Origin of the sequence: Priestia koreensis (assembly GCF_022646885.1) — a bacterium.
GTDB lineage: Bacteria > Bacillota > Bacilli > Bacillales > Bacillaceae_H > Bacillus_AG > Bacillus_AG koreensis_A.
This window is the reverse complement of the sequence record NZ_CP061868.1, coordinates 1686453-1704559: the sequence shown is the minus strand read 5'-3', so window position 1 is coordinate 1704559 and position 18107 is coordinate 1686453. Positions and strand designations below refer to the sequence as shown.

Annotated in this window: 18 protein-coding genes; 2 read left to right on the top strand and 16 right to left on the bottom strand. The window is 40.9% G+C overall.

Annotated features, from left to right (window positions below; translation table 11 throughout):
• Window positions 1-145: 145 nt before the first annotated feature.
• The 10 genes from IE339_RS08535 to IE339_RS08490 form a co-directional block, all read right to left on the bottom strand.
• Complete coding sequence (locus tag IE339_RS08535; protein ID WP_242175402.1) at window positions 146-1117, bottom strand: S8 family peptidase; 972 nt, start codon at window positions 1115-1117, stop codon at window positions 146-148.
• A 504-nt stretch (window positions 1118-1621) separates the two neighbouring features.
• A complete protein-coding gene (locus tag IE339_RS08530; RefSeq protein WP_242175401.1) occupies window positions 1622-2185 on the bottom strand; it encodes a superoxide dismutase family protein in 564 nt (187 codons plus the stop codon).
• Between the two features lie 142 nt (window positions 2186-2327).
• A complete protein-coding gene (locus IE339_RS08525; protein WP_242175400.1) occupies window positions 2328-3710 on the bottom strand; it encodes an aspartate kinase in 1383 nt (460 codons plus the stop codon).
• A 177-nt stretch (window positions 3711-3887) separates the two neighbouring features.
• Window positions 3888-5762, bottom strand: coding sequence for a PTS fructose transporter subunit IIABC (locus IE339_RS08520; RefSeq protein WP_242175399.1), 1875 nt, complete (start codon window positions 5760-5762; stop codon window positions 3888-3890).
• A 13-nt stretch (window positions 5763-5775) separates the two neighbouring features.
• Complete coding sequence (gene pfkB / locus IE339_RS08515; protein WP_242175398.1) at window positions 5776-6690, bottom strand: 1-phosphofructokinase; 915 nt, start codon at window positions 6688-6690, stop codon at window positions 5776-5778.
• Window positions 6687-7445 carry a DeoR/GlpR family DNA-binding transcription regulator gene (locus IE339_RS08510; protein WP_242175397.1) on the bottom strand — a complete coding sequence of 253 codons (759 nt, stop codon included), beginning with the start codon at window positions 7443-7445 and terminating at the stop codon, window positions 6687-6689. The genes pfkB and IE339_RS08510 overlap by 4 nt, the downstream gene beginning before the upstream one ends.
• A gap of 217 nt (window positions 7446-7662) precedes the next feature.
• The gene (locus IE339_RS08505; protein WP_242175396.1) at window positions 7663-7806 is read right to left on the bottom strand and encodes a hypothetical protein; all 144 of its coding nucleotides are present in this window, start codon (window positions 7804-7806) and stop codon (window positions 7663-7665) included.
• A gap of 99 nt (window positions 7807-7905) precedes the next feature.
• Entirely contained in the window at window positions 7906-8802 is an 897-nt protein-coding gene (locus IE339_RS08500; protein ID WP_053402747.1) for a manganese catalase family protein, read from the bottom strand.
• 194 nt (window positions 8803-8996) lie between these two features.
• Window positions 8997-9230: a YuzF family protein gene (locus tag IE339_RS08495; RefSeq protein ID WP_242175395.1), complete on the bottom strand. Its 234-nt coding sequence runs from the start codon at window positions 9228-9230 to the stop codon at window positions 8997-8999.
• A 71-nt stretch (window positions 9231-9301) separates the two neighbouring features.
• On the bottom strand, window positions 9302-10543 hold the full coding sequence (locus IE339_RS08490) for an EAL and HDOD domain-containing protein (protein WP_242175394.1): 1242 nt from the start codon (window positions 10541-10543) through the stop codon (window positions 9302-9304).
• A 197-nt stretch (window positions 10544-10740) separates the two neighbouring features.
• Between IE339_RS08490 and IE339_RS08485 the strand changes: the two genes are divergently transcribed.
• Window positions 10741-11007 (top strand): hypothetical protein, encoded by a 267-nt coding sequence (locus tag IE339_RS08485; RefSeq protein WP_242175393.1) that lies wholly within the window; start codon window positions 10741-10743, stop codon window positions 11005-11007.
• A gap of 39 nt (window positions 11008-11046) precedes the next feature.
• Here the strand turns inward: IE339_RS08485 and folD are convergent, their stop codons facing one another.
• Complete coding sequence (gene folD / locus IE339_RS08480) at window positions 11047-11904, bottom strand: bifunctional methylenetetrahydrofolate dehydrogenase/methenyltetrahydrofolate cyclohydrolase FolD (protein ID WP_242175392.1); 858 nt, start codon at window positions 11902-11904, stop codon at window positions 11047-11049.
• A gap of 326 nt (window positions 11905-12230) precedes the next feature.
• Between folD and IE339_RS08475 the strand changes: the two genes are divergently transcribed.
• Window positions 12231-13412, top strand: a complete 1182-nt coding sequence (locus IE339_RS08475) for a CapA family protein (protein WP_242175391.1) — start codon at window positions 12231-12233, stop codon at window positions 13410-13412.
• Window positions 13413-13458: 46 nt separating this feature from the next.
• Here IE339_RS08475 and IE339_RS08470 read toward each other — a convergent pair whose 3' ends face one another.
• The 5 genes from IE339_RS08470 to aldA all read right to left on the bottom strand — a co-directional run bounded on the left by IE339_RS08470 (window position 13459) and on the right by aldA (window position 18103).
• Complete coding sequence (locus IE339_RS08470; RefSeq protein WP_242175390.1) at window positions 13459-14691, bottom strand: L-lactate MFS transporter; 1233 nt, start codon at window positions 14689-14691, stop codon at window positions 13459-13461.
• 264 nt (window positions 14692-14955) lie between these two features.
• On the bottom strand, window positions 14956-15675 hold the full coding sequence (locus tag IE339_RS08465; protein ID WP_242175389.1) for an N-acetylmuramoyl-L-alanine amidase family protein: 720 nt from the start codon (window positions 15673-15675) through the stop codon (window positions 14956-14958).
• Between the two features lie 112 nt (window positions 15676-15787).
• Window positions 15788-16255, bottom strand: coding sequence for a GNAT family N-acetyltransferase (locus IE339_RS08460; protein ID WP_242175388.1), 468 nt, complete (start codon window positions 16253-16255; stop codon window positions 15788-15790).
• Between the two features lie 113 nt (window positions 16256-16368).
• A complete protein-coding gene (locus IE339_RS08455) occupies window positions 16369-16512 on the bottom strand; it encodes a hypothetical protein (RefSeq protein ID WP_242175387.1) in 144 nt (47 codons plus the stop codon).
• A gap of 139 nt (window positions 16513-16651) precedes the next feature.
• A complete protein-coding gene (gene aldA, locus IE339_RS08450; RefSeq protein WP_242175386.1) occupies window positions 16652-18103 on the bottom strand; it encodes an aldehyde dehydrogenase in 1452 nt (483 codons plus the stop codon).
• Window positions 18104-18107: the final 4 nt, after the last annotated feature.

The window sequence follows — 18107 nt, the reverse complement described above, 5'->3', positions numbered from 1 at the left end:
ACCTCCGCTTTTTTTCCTATTGTATAGTGTCCCCTTTTTATCCACAATTTTTACTATGCTTTCAATTGGCTCACACGAAAAAGCATGTAACCAAGAGCGTCTTCCCCTCCTGATTACATGCTCATTGACCATTGAAACTACGTTTCTAGTTTTTACTTCCCGTTACCGTCATGGCCTCGTCCTTTTTACTGCCATATGACACTAGCTTCACAAGCCCACTTCCTTGCAAGTTTCGGTTGAAATTCAGCGTAACCGTACGTTTGATTAGCGCCTGAAACAACTCAGCTTCAGTGAGAGCTTGTCCTTTTTGTTGCTCTTCCTCTTGTAAGACGAGAGCTGCTGCACCAGCAATATGGGGAGTGGCCATTGACGTGCCAGATAAAACGGCATACTGACCATTCAAATAGGTGGACAGAATTTTTTCGCCTGGACCAACGAGATCGACGCTGTCATTTGAGTTACTAAACGGTGAGATTTTCCCCTCAAGGCTGACAGATCCTACTTCCACTACTTCCTGGTAGGCACCTGGATATGAAAACTCGTCCGTTCGTTCATCTCCATCACCCTCGTTGCCTGCTGCACAAACGACTAATACGTTTTTCTCGATTGCATTGATTACCGACTCATGTAGCTCAGGGTCGTCTGATGGACCTCCAAGAGACATTGAAATTATGCGTACTTTTTCACCGTTTGGACCTTCCCAATTAACGGCGTAATCAATCGCTTTTACAATCCAATCCGTTTGACCAGAGCCTTTTCCTGTTAATACTTTTAATACTAACAGCTGAACGTTAGGCGATACGCCTACTACGCCTTCATCATTCTCTACTGCCGCGATTGTTCCGCATACGTGTGTGCCATGACCATTGTTATCATCATAGTTTTTCGTATCACCGTTATGGTCTGGTGTAAAGTTATATCCGTCTATAATGACTGATTGAAGCTCTGGATGATCCATGTCACACCCTGTGTCAATTACCGCCACTACAATTCCATTTCCACGAATTCCTTTCGGCCAGAGCTGCGGTGCCTCAATCATTTTTACTCCAGGTGGAACCTCTTTTGCGCTATCCATTAATGCTTGTACAGTATAAGGAATCAGACCTACTTTTGCCATTGTTTTTGCTCCCTTCTCCTGAGTTTAATCATTAAAAGCGCAACATATATCCCTATTACCCCATCCCCCTGTATAATACTTTTGTCACGATTTTTTCTCTAAATGTTTAAAAACACCGTTTCTTTTTTCGTGAAATGTATTATACTGTAGATAGAAGATTTTTTCGTAGGCGATTTCTTTTACAAGAATCGTCTTTTTCTTTTTTTGTTTTTTTGTTTGATTCGTAAATCTTTTATGTTTTTAAATCCAACAGTTAGTGTGGTAAAAATTGTGGCAGCTATAGCTAAGACTTGCAAAAACTGCTCCACCCACACAAGCACAGTAATGACCCCCTTTCAAACAAAAAAAGTCCCACAACAATGGCAATATAGTTGCTAGGACTTTTTCAATCAATAGTCGTGTCTTCAATTACGACATTACGTTTTATAGGATAATTATGGAATATATGTCTACATTCATTATATAATATTCTGAATATATTGACAAGTTGTTTTTAAATATATGTTATTTCTGAATAACTCCACATGCAATACGATCGCCTGAATTACCAGCTGGGTTGCTCGTATAATCATCTGCAGCCGCATGAATCACTAGTGAACTGCCATCAAGATCAAACAGCGAATTTTCCTTTCCTTCTTCCAATGTAAACAGCGGCGCGATTGTTTCATATTCGCCCGTCCCATCTGCACGAACATCAACATTCATTAAATCGCCTGAATGAGGGCCTTTTGGGTTATTAAATCCATGCTCTCGTTTGAACGGATTGAAATGTCCTCCTGCTGATTGAAAATCCGGTGCCAGACATTTCCCAATTTCATGCACATGAATTCCGTGCTTCCCAGGTGTTAAACCTTGTACTAACAGCTTGATTCGCACGCCGTTTTGTTCCTGTGTTAACGTTGCTTCACCAACACGGTCTCCTTTAGCACTTTTTATTTCTACCTGTACGGGAGCAACAGTCGCTTCATTGACATGTTCTGCTTTTTCCTTTGGTGTGCTGTTCTCCGTTGCACAGCCGGCTAACGACATTACGATGGCTGCAGCTAAAATCGTCCATTTCATTTTCATGTGGACTCCTCCTTTTTCATCTTCTCCCTCCCATTTTTTCACATTTGTTTCGATTTTAGACGTGCTTACTTTAAGTTTACATAATATAATTATTGTGAATAAAAAAGCCCAAAGCAACATATGCGCTTTGGGCTTTCGTGACTTAGTGTAAGTTTGAATAGGAAATCGAGAAAATTTCATTAAAATATACTTCATAAAGTGCTCGAACCGCTTTGTCATGGGAAGCAGACTTCACACCGAACATCATGCTCACTTCTGAGGAGCCCTGATTAATCATCTCAATGTTTACGCCGGCACGTGCAAATGCGTTTGTCGCTTTCGCGGCCACACCAACCGTGCTGTTCATTCCCTCCCCAACAACCATCACAAGCGCTAAATCACGCTCGACGGTAATATCATCGACTTCGAGCTCTGCTTGAATGCGAGCAATCACCCGTTCTTCTACTTCTTTCGTCCACTGATTCTCTCGCATAATCACAGAGATGTTATCAATTCCTGAAGGAGTGTGCTCATATGAAATGTGCTCATCTTCTAAAATCTCCAGAAGCTTACGCCCAAATCCAACTTCTCTATTCATCAAATACTTACTCACGTGAATATTACAAAACCCTTTGTCACTTGCAATTCCGACTACAGGCATATCATTGTAATCACGCTCTGAGACAATGTATGTTCCTCTTGCCGCAGGGTTGTTTGTGTTTTTCACGCAAACCGCAATGCCAGCTTTTACAACCGGCTGTAGTGCTTCATCATGAAAAACAGAAAATCCTGAATAAGCAAGCTCTCGCATTTCACGATAGGTTAAGTCCTTGATTTCTTTCGGATTGGGAACAATCGTTGGATTCACACAATAAATAGAATCCACATCAGTAAAATTCTCGTACAGCTCCGCTTGAACTCCCGCTGCTACGATGGAACCGGTAATATCAGAACCACCTCTTGGGAAAGTGACGATGTTACCTTGTTTTGAATAGCCAAAGAATCCTGGAACAACCAAAATACCAGAGCGTTCACGGAGCGTTTCCAATAACGCATAAGACTCTGGAAGAACACGTGCCATTCCAGGCTGATCAGTCACCAAAATCCCGGCATCCTTTGGGCTGACGTAATGCGCTTCTTTTCCAAGCGTATTTAAATACGCTGCCATTAGTTTCGCATTGCTATCCTCTCCGCTCGCCTTTAGCGCATCTGCGAGACGTAACGAATCATGCTGATACTCTTGGATCAGGCTGTGAAGAGAAGACTCAATTTGTTCAATCAGCGTATGTTTTAGGGAAAGCTGTGAGGCGATCTCTTCATATCGATTTAACACAAGCTTCATTTCTTTTTCGTATGTACGGCCAGATACCACAGCATCTGTTAACTGAATGAGCAAATCCGTCATTTTTGTATCTTCATTGAATCGTTTTCCTGGTGCTGATACAACGATGATTTTTCGTTTAGGGTCAGCACCAATAATTTTTGCGACTTGCTGAAATTTTTCAGCACTGGCAACAGAGCTTCCTCCAAATTTTGCAACTTTCATGTGACGTACACTTCCTTATCTATTTAGCTTCTCAATAATTGATTTTCCTATCATAACACACTTGAATGCGGTTGTGTGCTAAAATATCTAATTTTTCCAAAAACGATTCTTTACGTCATTTCTATACTAAAATACCCTCTTTAAGCGCTTCTTACTGCCTAAAGAGGGTATTTTTTATTATTCTGCTTTAACTGGTTTTTTCAATAGACCGACGATTAGTGCCGTCACGATTGAACCGATTACAATTGCTAGTAAGTATAGCAACCAGTTTCCTCTTACAATCGGCACTACGAAAATTCCACCGTGTGGAGCTGGTAATTGAATATGGAACATCATTGCAAGCGCCCCAGCTACTGCTGCACCGATCACCGATGCGGGAATAACACGGGCTGGATCTGCTGCTGCAAAAGGAATCGCTCCTTCTGTAATGAATGATAATCCCATAACATAACACGTTTTACCTGCTTCACGCTCTGCTTTTGTGAACTTGTTGCGGAATAGCGTAGTAGCAATAGCAAGACCTAGTGGTGGAACCATTCCTCCTGCCATGATCGCCGCGTGTGGTGCAAAGTTTCCACCATCAATCATTGCAATACCAAATGTGAAAGCTGCTTTATTGATTGGACCACCCATATCGATGGCCATCATACCGCCTAAAATTAAGCCAAGTAAAACAAGGTTTCCAGTTCCCATGTTACCTAACCAATGATTTAAACCGTCATTAATAGCTTTAACTGGACCGTTAACAACAAACAGCATTACTAAGCCCGTTAGCAAAATCCCAAATACAGGATAGAGTAGAACTGGCTTGATACCATCTAATGCTTGTGGAAGCTTGCTAAATACTTTTTTCAATCCAACTACAATGTAACCTGCTAAGAACCCGGCAATTAATCCGCCTAAGAATCCAGATCCTCCCGTAACAGCCATGAGTCCCCCAACCATACCAGGTGCAAGACCAGGACGATCAGCAATACTCATTGCGATAAACCCAGCAAGAACAGGTACCATTAGCTTGAAGGCGTTATCCGCACCAATAATGCTTAACGTTTCACCAATCGTTTTGATCGTTTCATTATCAGGAAATTTCTTTTCTAATACGAGTGAGAAGATGAACGAAATCGCAATTAAAATCCCGCCCCCAACAACAAATGGAAGCATGTTTGATACACCATTCATAAGATGCTTATAGAACCCTTTACGCTCCTTGGCACCTGTGCCTTCGCCTTCTGCTTTTTTATCGCTATGGTAGATAGGCGCATCACCTTTTGAAGCCTGCTCTAACAATTGCTGCGGCTTACGAATTGCTTCTGCTACTGGAACAATAATGACTTTCTTTCCTGCAAAACGCTGCATTTCAACCTGTTTGTCTGCTGCGACAATAATTGCGGGAGCGTTTTCAATTTCATCCTGTGTGAGCGCATTTTTAATTCCGCTTGACCCGTTTGTTTCTACTTTTACTTGTAGTCCAAGCTCTTTTGCTTTTGCCTTTAGACTATCTGCCGCCATGTACGTATGCGCGATTCCTGTTGGACAAGCTGTTACAGCGAGGATCGTCCCTGCTTCGTGCACTTCTTCCTCTTCTTCTTCTGCATTTTCGCTTTCTTTCGCATCAATAGCGGCGATCACTTCGTCAACGCTCGTAGCGTTTAACAGCGTTTGACGGAAATCTGCATCCATCAATAGCATAGAAAGACGAGAGAGCGTTTCTAGATGGGCATTATTCGCTCCTTCGCTTGCTGCAATCATGAAAAACAAATGAGCCGGCTGTCCATCAAGGGATTCATAATCAATGCCTTCTTTAGAACGACCAAACGCAATCGCGGGTGTTTTAACAGCGGCTGTTTTCGCATGTGGAATGGCAATTCCTTCACCAATTCCCGTTGTACTTTGCGCTTCACGACCTAAAATCGCCTCTTTATACTGATCACGGTCGACTAATCTTCCCGCTTCTCCAAGCTTACCCACTAATTCATCAATCACATCAGATTTAGATGTACTGTGTAAATCAAGTATGATCGTATCTCTTTTTAGTAGTTCAGTAATCTTCATCCGTATCTCCCCCTCAACCTCTTTGTGTAATCTCTATCTCTTTTTTTAATTCTTCTACATGTTCTGCTGTGCAAAGCCCAACCGAGAACGCCGTTGCGCTCCCCGACGCGACACCTTGATGAAAAGCTTGCATCAAGTCTTGATCTTTTGAGTAGGAAGCTAAAAATCCACCAACTAATGAATCTCCGGCACCTACTGAGTTTTTCACCGTTCCTTTTGGTGCATTAGCTTGGTAAACACCCGCTTCGTTAATAAGCAAGGCTCCGTCTCCTGCCATGGAAATCACGACGTTTTTTGCGCCCATTTCCACTAGTTTTTGACCGTATGGAATTGCCTCATCCACCGTTTGAATATCAACATTAAACAATTCGCCTAGCTCGTGGTGATTTGGTTTAATAAGAAACGGCTTGTGTGGCACTAAATCTAGCAGCGCTTTACCACTTGTATCAACCACTACTTCTACACTTTTCTCTACAGCCTTTTTAGTCAGCTCTTCATAAAAGTTCTTTGGAAGGGATGCAGGAATACTTCCAGCTAAAACGAGAAGGTCGCCTGGTTGCATCTGTTCAATTTGCTCATACAAAGCTTGAATATTTTCAGCCGAAATCATGGAACCTTGTCCGTTTATTTCAGTTTCGTCTCCTGTTTTTAGCTTGATGTTAATACGCGTATCGCCTTCCGCCTGAATGAATCCGGTTTCAATTCCTTCATTTTGTAGGTAGTCTTGAACATAGCGTCCCGTAAAGCCGCCTACAAAGCCTAGCGCTTTACTTGTAGAACCCAATCGTTTCAAGACACGAGATACGTTAATCCCTTTTCCTCCTGGTGATTTCACATCGGAAGTCGTTCGGTTTAATCCGCCTAACTCAAAATTTTCTACGTATACGACATAATCAACTGATGGATTTAATGTGCATGTATATATCATGGTGACACAACCTTTACTTCTGTTTTCTCTTCTAGTTTCGCTTGGATCGTATAGTCTTCACTTGTGGCATTCGTTATGATAGCTGCTTCTGATAAATCCGCCACTTTAGCAAAGCTCACTTCCATGAATTTCGAATCATCTGAAAGAATGTATGCATTTTGCGATAAATCAATCGCCATTTTCTTAATTAAGGCCTCTTCAGGATCTGGTGTTGTATATCCGTATACCGGATGAATTCCGTTCACACCCATAAAGCATTTATCAAATCGATACTGCTGAAGACTGACAAGAGCACCTTGCCCAATGAGAGCACCCGTCTTTTGCTTGACTGATCCCCCTATTAAGTAGAGAGGATGCTGCTGCTCCATGAGTGCCTGCAGATGTGGCAGTCCATTCGTTACAATTACCACGTTCTTATGAAGCAAAAATGGAATCATTTCGAACGTTGTCGTTCCTGCATCAATGTATATGCAATCGCCGTTTTTCACGAGCCCTGCTGCATATTCAGCAATTTTCTTTTTTTCATGAGTGTTTTTGGATGATTTTTCAATAACGCTTGGCTCTTCGCTTTTATTTTGCAATAACGAAGCACCGCCATGTACGCGCTTTAATAATTTTCGTTCTTCTAAATGACTGAGATCACGTCTGATTGTTGATTCAGAGGCATCTGTCAGTTCTAATATCTCTTGAAGCTTAATGACACCTTTTTCTTTTAATGCGTCTAAAATGAGCTGATGTCTCTCTGGTGTAAGCACCTTTTCACCTTCTTCTAAAACGCTTTCATTTTCTTAACGTATGTACAATGTACCATATACAAATCTACAAATCAATCAAAAAAAATCATTTTCATTCAAAAACATTCAAAAATCCATCATTTATTCTACAAAACATTCAAAAACCATCACTAAATTAATAAAAACCTTCACGATAATGAAGGTTTTGTTAAAGAATCATTCATTTCATTTAAACGCTTTATTTCGTAACTAATAAACTTAGTACGTAAATGCCGCTTGCTACAACGGTTGAAATTGCTACTCGGTAACCGAACTGCTTTAAACGACCTACAGCAAATGTTTTTAGGCTATCATTGGCTTCTTGTTGAAGGACTTTTTCCATTTCTATAAATCGCCTCCTTTTGATCAAGCAAATAGATGAAGCTATTTCTACTAGTATATGTAGCCATCTAAAAGTTACTCGTGATAAAAAGGAATTTTTTTATAATCCTGCTCCGTCCATTAGCCTCTTTACAATCTTTTGATAATCTTCTGGGTTGACGCCAGGAGCAAATTCTTCTGGCACTTCATTTAAATCCGGGATAGGTGCTCCTGGTGGCGTACCTTGGATGACCTCAAGTGGTTTGCCGTCTTCAGGATGCGGCCCTTTCCAAATCTGCCCGAGGCTTTTATAATCCTCATCGCTAAACGTATACAATTTCCGATGTGTGCCAACGGATTCAAATTTTCGCGTTGCATCAAACTTTGCATTACTCAAATCAGGAACTGGAAGCATCTTCGTCACATCGACTCCTGTAGCCATTTCAAGCGCTCTTGCATATGCGACAACGTGGACGCCTCCCCGCACAAGTAGGTACCCGATCATTTCTCTTGCAACAGGATTGTCCGTCATCTCATACACACGCATTTTGTGAGTACGGGCACCACATTCAAGGAAGAAATTATGAAGAAGGTCGAGCACTAGATTGCCACTATTAAAAACATTGTCACCGCTCCACGATTTCCCCATTGAATTTGCGGGAATAGCTGTTTGAGCATTTACGATAAAATGGTGCGTATTACGCTTATCAACGGCTTCTTGCATTGGGGTGAGATTAGGGTCGCCGTTAAACGTTGTTCCTTCTAACATTAAGTTGATAGCGTTCGTAACTAATTCAACATGCCCAAATTCTTCAGCGGTAATGCTTGCCACTAGCTCATAAAAAGGACGGTATTTCTTTTTTTGTCGAAAGTTAAACGATTGAAACATGTAGTTGTTTAATGTCGACATTTCCCCAAACTTGCCACCTAGAAGTTCTTGAACAGCCGCAGCGCCGTTTGGATCTGGATAATCGGACTTCGGCAATTCAATTAATAATCGATCCATTCGTTTGAACATTACAACCCCTCCTTATCCCTAGTTGTATTCAAGCATTAGATTGTACTATTCATCCATTCGCGCTTTTCACCTACTCTCGTTGTCGAATCCATTCTACCTAATCCGATAACGAACAAAAAAAAGAAGGTGACAACTACTCACCTTCCTCTTGACTAAATTCCACGTGTTTCCAACAACCAACTAGATTCTGTTTTTTAGTTAGGCATAACCCAGACGATTTGCTGAATTCTGATGAAAAATGGTGTTGCTTTTGCTTCTACTACAACATGATCAGGCTTTACGTCTTTTACTTTTCCTCGTACACTGCCTCTTGTTGTTTCAATGACCACTTCTTTTCCAATAACAGACTGAAGGGTTTGATACACGTACGCATCAATAACAGAAACCATGTAAGGTGTTTGATACTCTCGCTCTTGCTCATAGGACATACCGATAAAAGCTCCTCTCTAATTCCTGATTCGCTTCTAGTTTATGTCGACTCGCCTATAAGGGTGACGCTTTATGATACAATTTTCAACTCAAAAAGATCATTTGCCCATTCAATAGACTCTACGTAGGCGTGAAAAACGTCGCTTTCTTCTATAGATAGTTTTGATGCATGGTTACTCAACTGCGTCCATAGCGCTTGTTCAATCGACAAACTTAAGTCTAGTACTTGTTTTAATAGATTATCTCCTCCCCGAAGCGCATGCTTTAGCTCTTCTAAAATCGGTAAATCAAGAAGAACCTGCTCCATCGGAATCTGGAGAATGACATCCATAAGCGAAAACATGCCTGCTAGGAAAAAACTAGACTCATTATGCTTCTGACCAATTTTATCCGCGATGGATTCACACATTTTAGCTCGTGTTAAGCATATTTTAAAGATTTCCTCTGGAATCTCTTTTTTCATACTTTGCTGTTCGCGAATCATGAGCACATACACCCATTTTTGTAGCTCGTTCAACCCTAAAAGAACGATGGCATGGCGAATCGATTTAATGGCCGAGCACCTTCGATAAGCAGGTGAATTGATAAGCTTCAGCAATTTATACGATAGTGATAGATCTTGTTCGATAATTTGCGAAATATGATCAATTTGAGGCTCTTTTTTGGATAAGTGATGAATGAGCTCATAATAGGTCCGGAAATACGCTGGAACATCATGTGCCTTAATGACCTTTGGTTTACTTAGAAGGTAGCCTTGGAAATACGTAAACCCTTCCTTTACCGCCTGCTGAAACGTTTCTTTATCTTCAATTTTTTCCGCCAACCACTTAATCGGATAGGCACGAATTGATTCAAACATCCGCTTACGCTGGGCGACCGTTGTGTTCAAAAAATCCACTTTAATAATGTCTGCGTAGGGCAGAAGCTTGTAAGAATCTATATTATTTTCTAGAAAGTCATAGTCATCAAGCGCAATTCGATACCCCAGCTGCTTAAGCTCCTTGCAGGTAGCGATGATTTCCTCCGTTGGCTTTACCGTTTCTAGAATTTCAATGACAATATGATTAGGATTAAAATAAATTGGAAAACGTTGTATAAGTAATTTATCCGTAAAATTAATAAAACACGGCTTTCCTTCTGATAACTTCTCGATCCCAATATTTAAGAAAGAATTAACAAGTACATCAGCTGTCGCTTTATCACCATCAATTCCTAAAAAACGATTTTCCTGGCTTTGTCGATACAATAATTCGTAAGCGACTACGTCTTTTGATAAACTAAATATTGGTTGTCGTGCAACAAAAACCTCCATGTAAAAAAAAGCCTCCTATTCTTTCACTTCCAGTTCGCCCTCTCTCATATTTTCCCATACTGTCATTATCCTAAATTTTTCTCCATTCGACAAATATTTTTTTGCAAAAAAAACCATTTTTATTACTTTTTCGACTATTCTACTCGATGATAAGGGTAAATAATATAAATGAAGCTAAACAAGGAGAGACGTATAGAATGGATGAACAGTTTAAATGCACCTTTCGTATACAGGAAGTAATTGACGTAGACAAGCAAACGAAACAAGCGTTTATAAAAAGCAAAATGACTGATCTTATTCATGAGCAAGTCTTATTTGAAGGGGTTTTACGCGTTCGCTTTAATGAATTTGGCATTTATCCAGTAGCAAAAGACATTGCCGCTGCGCTACCAATTCCTTCGCTACAAAAAAAGCTTCTCGCGGAAGTAAGGCGCTATCTTCGTCCGCACAAAAATTTTCTGTAAATAAACAAGACCAGAGAACGTGTCCTCTGGTCTTGTTTATTATTTACTTACGTGATGGATGACCTTCGCCGCCTCTACCGTATTTTTCAGAAGCATTGTAATCGTCATCGGACCCACACCGCCTGGGACAGGTGTAAGATAACCTGCCACTTCTTTTACGCTATCAAAATCAACATCTCCAACGAGCTTTCCGTTTTCTGATGTATTTCCAACGTCGATCACAATCGCGCCTTCTTTCACGTCCTCTGCTGTCACAAGGCGAGGCTTCCCAACCGCTGCGACGATAATGTCAGCCTCTTTTAGTAAAGCTGATAAATTCTTTGTGCGAGAATGAGCAATCGTTACCGTCGCATTTTCTTGAAGAAGAAGCATTGCAACTGGTTTTCCGACAATATTACTTCTTCCTACTACTACCGCATGCTTTCCTTCTATCGTTTCACCAGAGCGCTTAATCAGTTCAATGATGCCATGAGGTGTACAGGGTAAATAGCACTCATCCCCAATGACCATGTTCCCAACGCTTATCGGATGAAACCCATCTACATCTTTCTTTGGATCAATTGCATTTAGGACGGCCTTTTCATCAATATGTTTCGGTAAAGGTAATTGAACTAAAATACCATGAACATTCGGATTTTCATTCAGTGCCTGAATATCCGCTAACAATTCCTCCTGAGTAATAGAAACCTCTCTCTTTAACACTTCAGAAGCAACTCCAATTTCTTCACACGCACGCGCTTTCGCTTTGACGTATGATTGCGAAGCCGGATTTTCTCCTACTAAAATGACAGATAGTCCTGGGATAATCTGCTGATCTCTAAGTTGCTGAACTTCTTCTTTTAGCGCAGCGCGAATTTCTACCGCTACTTCTTTTCCTTTAATAATAGTGGCCGTCATAATCTCGCTCCTTCTTCTGTTAGGTTACCAATTTACGAACTATACAAAATAATTTAACACAAAAGTTCGTTTTTGTTAAATGTTAATTGCGTATTTTTTCATTTTTGCCATATTTTAAAGAAATCTACCTATTTTGAAAGGGAATTCATTTTTTTACAGCGTAATAGTTCAACGCTTTTTAAAAAATGGTTCATGACACGCAGGACATTATGCAGTGTATCCCTCTCGTTAGAAGTTAACCATTTAGAAAAAAATGTTTTTTGCAGGAATTTCGACCTTATTAGTCAAATACTAGTAATTATACATGTCGAAAGGGGGATTTTTGCATGGAGCGTTCTACACGAAATGACATGAAACGAAAAAAGAGAGAAACAAAACATAAGCGTATATTCATAGGTTTCCTAACCATATTAGTTGCACTCATCGTCATAACCGTGGTGTATTCTGTTCAATATACATCAAAACCAGCAGCAGGTGAACAATCGAGCAAACCTGTCAAACAACAGCCAACAAAGCAAAGTACAATAGACAAGAAACCTAAGCCTAGTGAACCTGCTCCTCACGATCCAATTACGTTTGCATTCACAGGAGACGTGCTGCTCGATAAAGATGTTGGTCAAGCCATTGACCAGTACGGAGTTGATTATCCATTTCAGCAGGTGGCACCTATTCTACAAAAAGCAGACATTGCAGCAATTAACCTTGAAACATCTGTTTCAACTCGTGGGAATCCGGCCGGAAAGCAATTTACGTTTCGTGCCAAACCTAAAACACTTCAAGGCGTTAAAAACGCAGGGGTCGACGTCGTAACGCTCGCAAACAACCATACGCTTGATTATGGCGTGGATGCGCTCGAAGACACCATCACTTATTTGGATGAGCAAAAAATCGGTCATACAGGGGCTGGAATGGATGAAAAAGAAGCGTTCTCGGCACATTACATTAAAAAAAATGGAAAGACAATTGCCATTCTTGGTTTAAGTCATGTTCTTCCTGAAGGATCTTGGTTTGCAAAGCCTGATCAACCTGGAATTGCTGAAGCTTACAATACTGAACCAATGATGTCTTATGTGAAAAAAGCAGTAAAAAAAGCGGACTATACCATTGTGATGATTCACTGGAATCGTGAACTAGCTGACTATCCACAAGAATACGCACGAACATTAGGAAAACAGTTCATTGACGCCGGAGTAAGTGCGGTGATTGGCTCACACAGCCATTGCTTAATGGGTGCTGAACTTTACAAAGGTTCACCCATCTACTATAGCTTAGGCAACTTTGTTTTCACGAAATCATCTGTTCCAAAAGGAAGGGAAACAATGATTGTGAACATGACGATCGATAACGGAAAAGTCACTTCGAGCGTTGTACCTGCCAATATTTCAAATGGGCAGCCACGTTTGCAGGATCAAGCTTACAATCAGTACATCTTCCAAAAGCTATCTCGCCTATCTTATGATGCCCACTTCAGTACAGACGGTGAACTGTTGCCCGCTAACAATAATTAATAGAAGCCTCCTGGCTATCAGGAGGCTTTTAACTATTTTATCCAAACTATAAATTCACCGTTGAAGAAAGTGTTTGATCTTCCTCCTTTTCCCTTCGCTTCAAATCTCTTTTTAAAAGAAGGGATAGAATGATGGCAACTCCCATGAAAACGCTAAAAAAGAATAAACTGAGCGTATATCCCCCTGTCGTTTCCCTAAGCCACGAAGTGAGGATCGGTCCGATCAAACCTGCTGCTGCCCACGCTGTCAGCATATATCCATGTACGATTCCGGTATGCTTTACCCCAAATATATCGCTTATGTAAGCAGGTAGACTTGCAAAGCCCCCGCCGTAGCAAACCATTACGATTGACACTAATATGTAAAAAAGCGGTGATCCTACCCCTATTAAAAGGAATAAAAAGGTGATGAACTGTGTGATAAACAAAAACAAGTATGTATGCGGTCTTCCAATGAAGTCGGATAAGGTAGACCATAACAAACGGCCTAATCCGTTAAATACACTAATAATGCCGATTAGTGACGCAGCCTCTGCAGCGCTAATACGGAACTTCTCTTGAGTCAGTGGAGAAAAAATTGATAAGATGGCAATTCCACATAGGATGTTTAAAAATAAGAGGATCCATAAATAATAAAAGCGTTTTGTCCGAATAAGTTGTCTAGGAAATTTCTCTTGCTGAACGTCACTACCACTTTCTATTTCTAGCTTCTTCGGTGAAGATATGTACATACTAGCCGTGAACATAATGACAAAATACACGATGCCCATAAAAAAGAACGTATTAGCGATCCCGATGTGTAAAATCAATGCTTGCATCACGGGACTGGCAATAACAGCGGCCAAACCAAACCCCATAATTGCCACACCTGAAGAAAGTCCTCTTTTGGTAGGAAAGAGCTGAATGACAAGCGAAATGGGGGTAATATACCCGATCCCAAGACCAATACCACCTAAAAACCCGAAAAATAAATAAACAAGCGGTAACGACTCTAAGTTAATTGCTAGTCCTGTTCCAATCATTCCGTTTGTAAAGAGCATGGTAGATAATACAAGTGCCCTTTTTGAACCAATTCGCGCGATCAAATGACCCGAGAAAGAAGCGGATAAACCTAAAAAAAGAATCGCTAAGCTAAACACAAGACTTACCTCTGTCAAACTCCACTTCAATTCCTGCATGATTGGCTTTGTAAAAACACTCCACGCATAAATTGAACCAATTGAAAGGTGAATGGACATAGCTGCTACTACCACTCCCCATTTACCTTTGTTCTCTCCCACTGAATTCACCCGCTTTCAAATAGTTTAATTGAAAGAGATTTTTTAACTGAATATTTAGAATTTTCTACAATAAGGTAATTATCTTTAAAGTATCATACTTAAGAAGGATACTCAAGTATGAATATAGGGACTATTCACGCATTTATCAATACCACGAACCAATATTGTTTCATTATTATTCAAATGCAAGATAAAACGTTTCAATATAGGAGCATAAAAAAGACATGGAATCCCATGTCAGTGCGTTTACTCTTTATTTCTACTCTATTTATTTGCTAAGGCTCGGTATAGCATGATGAGGATCTCTCCGCGAGTTGCTGGCTCATTCACCCGCTGACCATCCGAGATGCCTTGTTTTTTGGCCCACTCTACTGCCTTTGTTAATTCTGCGCTATATCCTTTTTGCGGGCTCACGTTGGTCCCTCCTTTTGAAGGCACGGCTTTCAATTTCAAAAAAGCAGCAATTGCTTTTGCGTGCGCTTCTCCTGTCGCTTTTAAGAAAGCTTGATCTTTCAACTGACGACTATCTCCGCTATCAATAAACAAATTTTCCGTTAATACTGCTGGCATAGCCGTTTGACGAAGGACGAGAAAATTTGCCTGCTGTCGGCCCCGATCTTTGATAGGACTTACTGTATTCATACTCTTTAAAATTTCATTGTGGAGCGTATTCTGCAGGGTCACCGTGAGGTCATTTGCAGATTTTGAGCGAAAGGTTTCAAAGCCGCTTCCTCCACCTGCATTGATGTGGATGGAAACAAACACGTCAGCTCCCCAATTGTTTGCGAGCTGTGCACGTTCATTTAATGGAATAAAACGATCGTCTGCTCTTGTCAGCCGTACCTCTACACCTTGGTACTGCGTTTCAAGAAACCGTTTCGCATATTGGCTAATTGCTAATACGATTTCCTTTTCCTTCAGGCTATTTCCGACTGCACCAGAATCCTTTCCTCCGTGCCCTGGATCTAACATTACCTTTTTCAATAACGGATCCACCTCCTATTGAACAATGATTCTATCACTCTTTACGTATAAGTCATTGCTCTTTATAGGGTATGTGAAAAACAAAAAGTGGACACGGCTATTCCCAAACTCGTTATGACATTTCTGTAAATCCAATTTTCCCGTAAAGGTGTCTAGCAGAACGATTATCCTCTCCAACGACCAAGTATACGTAACTGTAGCCCTGTTCAAAGAGACGATTAATACTTTTTTGTAACAGAAAGGTTGAATACCCCTTGTTGCTGTATGTAGGATGAGTGAACGTATAGGCAACAAGCGGTGCCTCTTCAAACAGCGTAATAATGGTCGCAGAGACTGGTAGACCTTCGTTCTCAATCACATATGAGCATTGAGGCAGCCACTTTCCATATCGACCTTCAAATGTCTGTTGAAGTTCACTTTTCGTGTCTTGTAGCTCTTTCTCTTCCTTCTCTTTATAGCTGTCATACATAACTTGACTCAAAAGATCTAAATCTTTCTCACTATCAATATGTCGATAATCTACCCCTAGATTAGTTAATCGATAAAACGTTTCGCATCTCATTTTTATCTTCTTTGGCATTTTCCTTTTTCCCCTTGTCCCCATTTTGAAAGCTCTGTCTTTTCTATTATTAATGTATCACTATCCTCATTTAATTGTAAAATAGTTCAGAACGGGACAGGAAAAATGAGACTTTAGTCAAACAATTTTTTAAGCTTTCGCTGAATAACAGCATCTTTCCCGGCTAATATATGAGCAATCTTATTATTCACGCACAAAGCAACCGTAATGATTCCACGCGAATGTGAGATAATGTGATAGCTAACCTGAACCTCCATCTCATACACATCCTTTTACATTTTATTTAAAACACCCTTATATAGTATGTATATGTGTAAACAACCGAAAACTCGTGTGCGAAGTGGAAAAATTATTAAAAGATAGCTACATAAAAAAGACGCCCTAAGGCGCCCTCTTTTATTTGTAATCTTGTTTGTATTGCATATACACAACGTGCGTCGCAAGAAAATCCTCAAGTCCGTGCTTGCCGTCAGCACCGCCAAGACCCGACTTACGAAGTCCGGCATGATAGCCTTGAATAGCCTCAAAGTTTTCACGGTTAATGAACGTCTCGCCGTACTTCAATTCGTTCGCAGCGCGCATTGCCTCATGGACGTTTTCTGTGTAAATGGATGACGAAAGACCGAAATCGGAATCGTTTGCCAGCTCGATCGCTTCGTCTAAGTTACTGTAGGTCATGATTGGTAAAACAGGTCCAAAAATCTCCTCTTGAATAATATCCATGTTCTGCTTTACGTTCAGCAGTACCGTTGGCTCATAAAAGAAGCCTTTTTCCATCGAAGCGCGCTTACCACCGGTTGCAATCTCTGCGCCTTCCTTCACGGCCTTTTCCACCATTTTGTGTACCGTGTTCAGACGATCCTCACTCACAAGTGGTCCCATGTCGGCTTCCTTGTCTTCAAGTGGGTTGCCAAGCTTTGTGTTTTTCATTGCTTCCGTAATTTTTTTAATAAATTCCTCTGCCACGCTCTCATGAACATATACTCGCTCAGCGTTTGTACATGCCTGCCCTGCATTTGTAAGACGAGACTGCTTAATGCTTTCCACCGCCAAATCGACATCAGCGTTTGCCGTTACGATAGCCGGCGCTTTTCCGCCAAGCTCTAGATTTACTTTCGTAATGTTCTTAGCTGCTGCTTCCATCACCTTCACACCAGCACCAACGCTTCCTGTCATCGTAACAATTGCGACTTTTGGATGTGTAGCAAGGGCGTTTCCGATCGTCGAGCCTTTTCCAGTAATGTAGTTGTATACGCCTTTTGGAAGTTCGTCCATCTCGTCCACAATTTTTGTAAATTCAGCGGCTGTGTTTGGCGTTTGCTGACTTGGTTTTAATACGATCGTACAACCAGCAATGAGCGCGGTAGCAACCTTTCTCGCCAGAATAAATACGGGGAAATTCCACGGTACGATGCCACCTACGACTCCAATAGGACGCTTATAAATGAAGATGTTCTCGTTTGGACGGTCACTTGGCAGAACTTCACCTTCGATTCGTCGTGCCCATTCTGACATGTAGTAGAAATAATCAATCGCTGTTTCTACTTCGCCGGTTGCCTGCTCATAGCTTTTCCCCTGTTCTTCGATAAGAAGCTTTATAAACGTATCTTTTCGTTCATTAATTTTATCACCTAACTTGCGGACAATTTTCCCGCGCTCATTGGAAGGTACTTTCTCCCATTCCTTCTGTGCCTCATATGCTGCCTGTACAGCACGATCTGCGTCTCCTTCCGTTGAAGACGGAATGCGTGCAATTACTTCTTCTGTAGCAGGATTTAATACATCAATAAATTCGTTTGATTCTGATTCTACGTACTCACCGTTAATATAAAGTTTATGTTGTAGCATATAA

What these genes read in the sequence shown, in the direction of transcription:
- IE339_RS08535 (WP_242175402.1), bottom strand. Translation starts at nt 1,117, where the DNA reads ATGGCAAAAGTAGGTCTGATTCCTTATACTGTACAAGCATTAATGGAT.
- IE339_RS08530 (WP_242175401.1), bottom strand. Translation starts at nt 2,185, where the DNA reads ATGAAAATGAAATGGACGATTTTAGCTGCAGCCATCGTAATGTCGTTA.
- IE339_RS08525 (WP_242175400.1), bottom strand. Translation starts at nt 3,710, where the DNA reads ATGAAAGTTGCAAAATTTGGAGGAAGCTCTGTTGCCAGTGCTGAAAAA.
- IE339_RS08520 (WP_242175399.1), bottom strand. Translation starts at nt 5,762, where the DNA reads ATGAAGATTACTGAACTACTAAAAAGAGATACGATCATACTTGATTTA.
- pfkB (WP_242175398.1), bottom strand. Translation starts at nt 6,690, where the DNA reads ATGATATATACATGCACATTAAATCCATCAGTTGATTATGTCGTATAC.
- IE339_RS08505 (WP_242175396.1), bottom strand. Translation starts at nt 7,806, where the DNA reads ATGGAAAAAGTCCTTCAACAAGAAGCCAATGATAGCCTAAAAACATTT.
- IE339_RS08500 (WP_053402747.1), bottom strand. Translation starts at nt 8,802, where the DNA reads ATGTTCAAACGAATGGATCGATTATTAATTGAATTGCCGAAGTCCGAT.
- IE339_RS08495 (WP_242175395.1), bottom strand. Translation starts at nt 9,230, where the DNA reads ATGTCCTATGAGCAAGAGCGAGAGTATCAAACACCTTACATGGTTTCT.
- IE339_RS08490 (WP_242175394.1), bottom strand. Translation starts at nt 10,543, where the DNA reads ATGGAGGTTTTTGTTGCACGACAACCAATATTTAGTTTATCAAAAGAC.
- IE339_RS08485 (WP_242175393.1), top strand. Translation starts at nt 10,741, where the DNA reads ATGGATGAACAGTTTAAATGCACCTTTCGTATACAGGAAGTAATTGAC.
- folD (WP_242175392.1), bottom strand. Translation starts at nt 11,904, where the DNA reads ATGACGGCCACTATTATTAAAGGAAAAGAAGTAGCGGTAGAAATTCGC.
- IE339_RS08475 (WP_242175391.1), top strand. Translation starts at nt 12,231, where the DNA reads ATGGAGCGTTCTACACGAAATGACATGAAACGAAAAAAGAGAGAAACA.
- IE339_RS08460 (WP_242175388.1), bottom strand. Translation starts at nt 16,255, where the DNA reads ATGCCAAAGAAGATAAAAATGAGATGCGAAACGTTTTATCGATTAACT.
- IE339_RS08455 (WP_242175387.1), bottom strand. Translation starts at nt 16,512, where the DNA reads ATGGAGGTTCAGGTTAGCTATCACATTATCTCACATTCGCGTGGAATC.
- aldA (WP_242175386.1), bottom strand. Translation starts at nt 18,103, where the DNA reads ATGCTACAACATAAACTTTATATTAACGGTGAGTACGTAGAATCAGAA.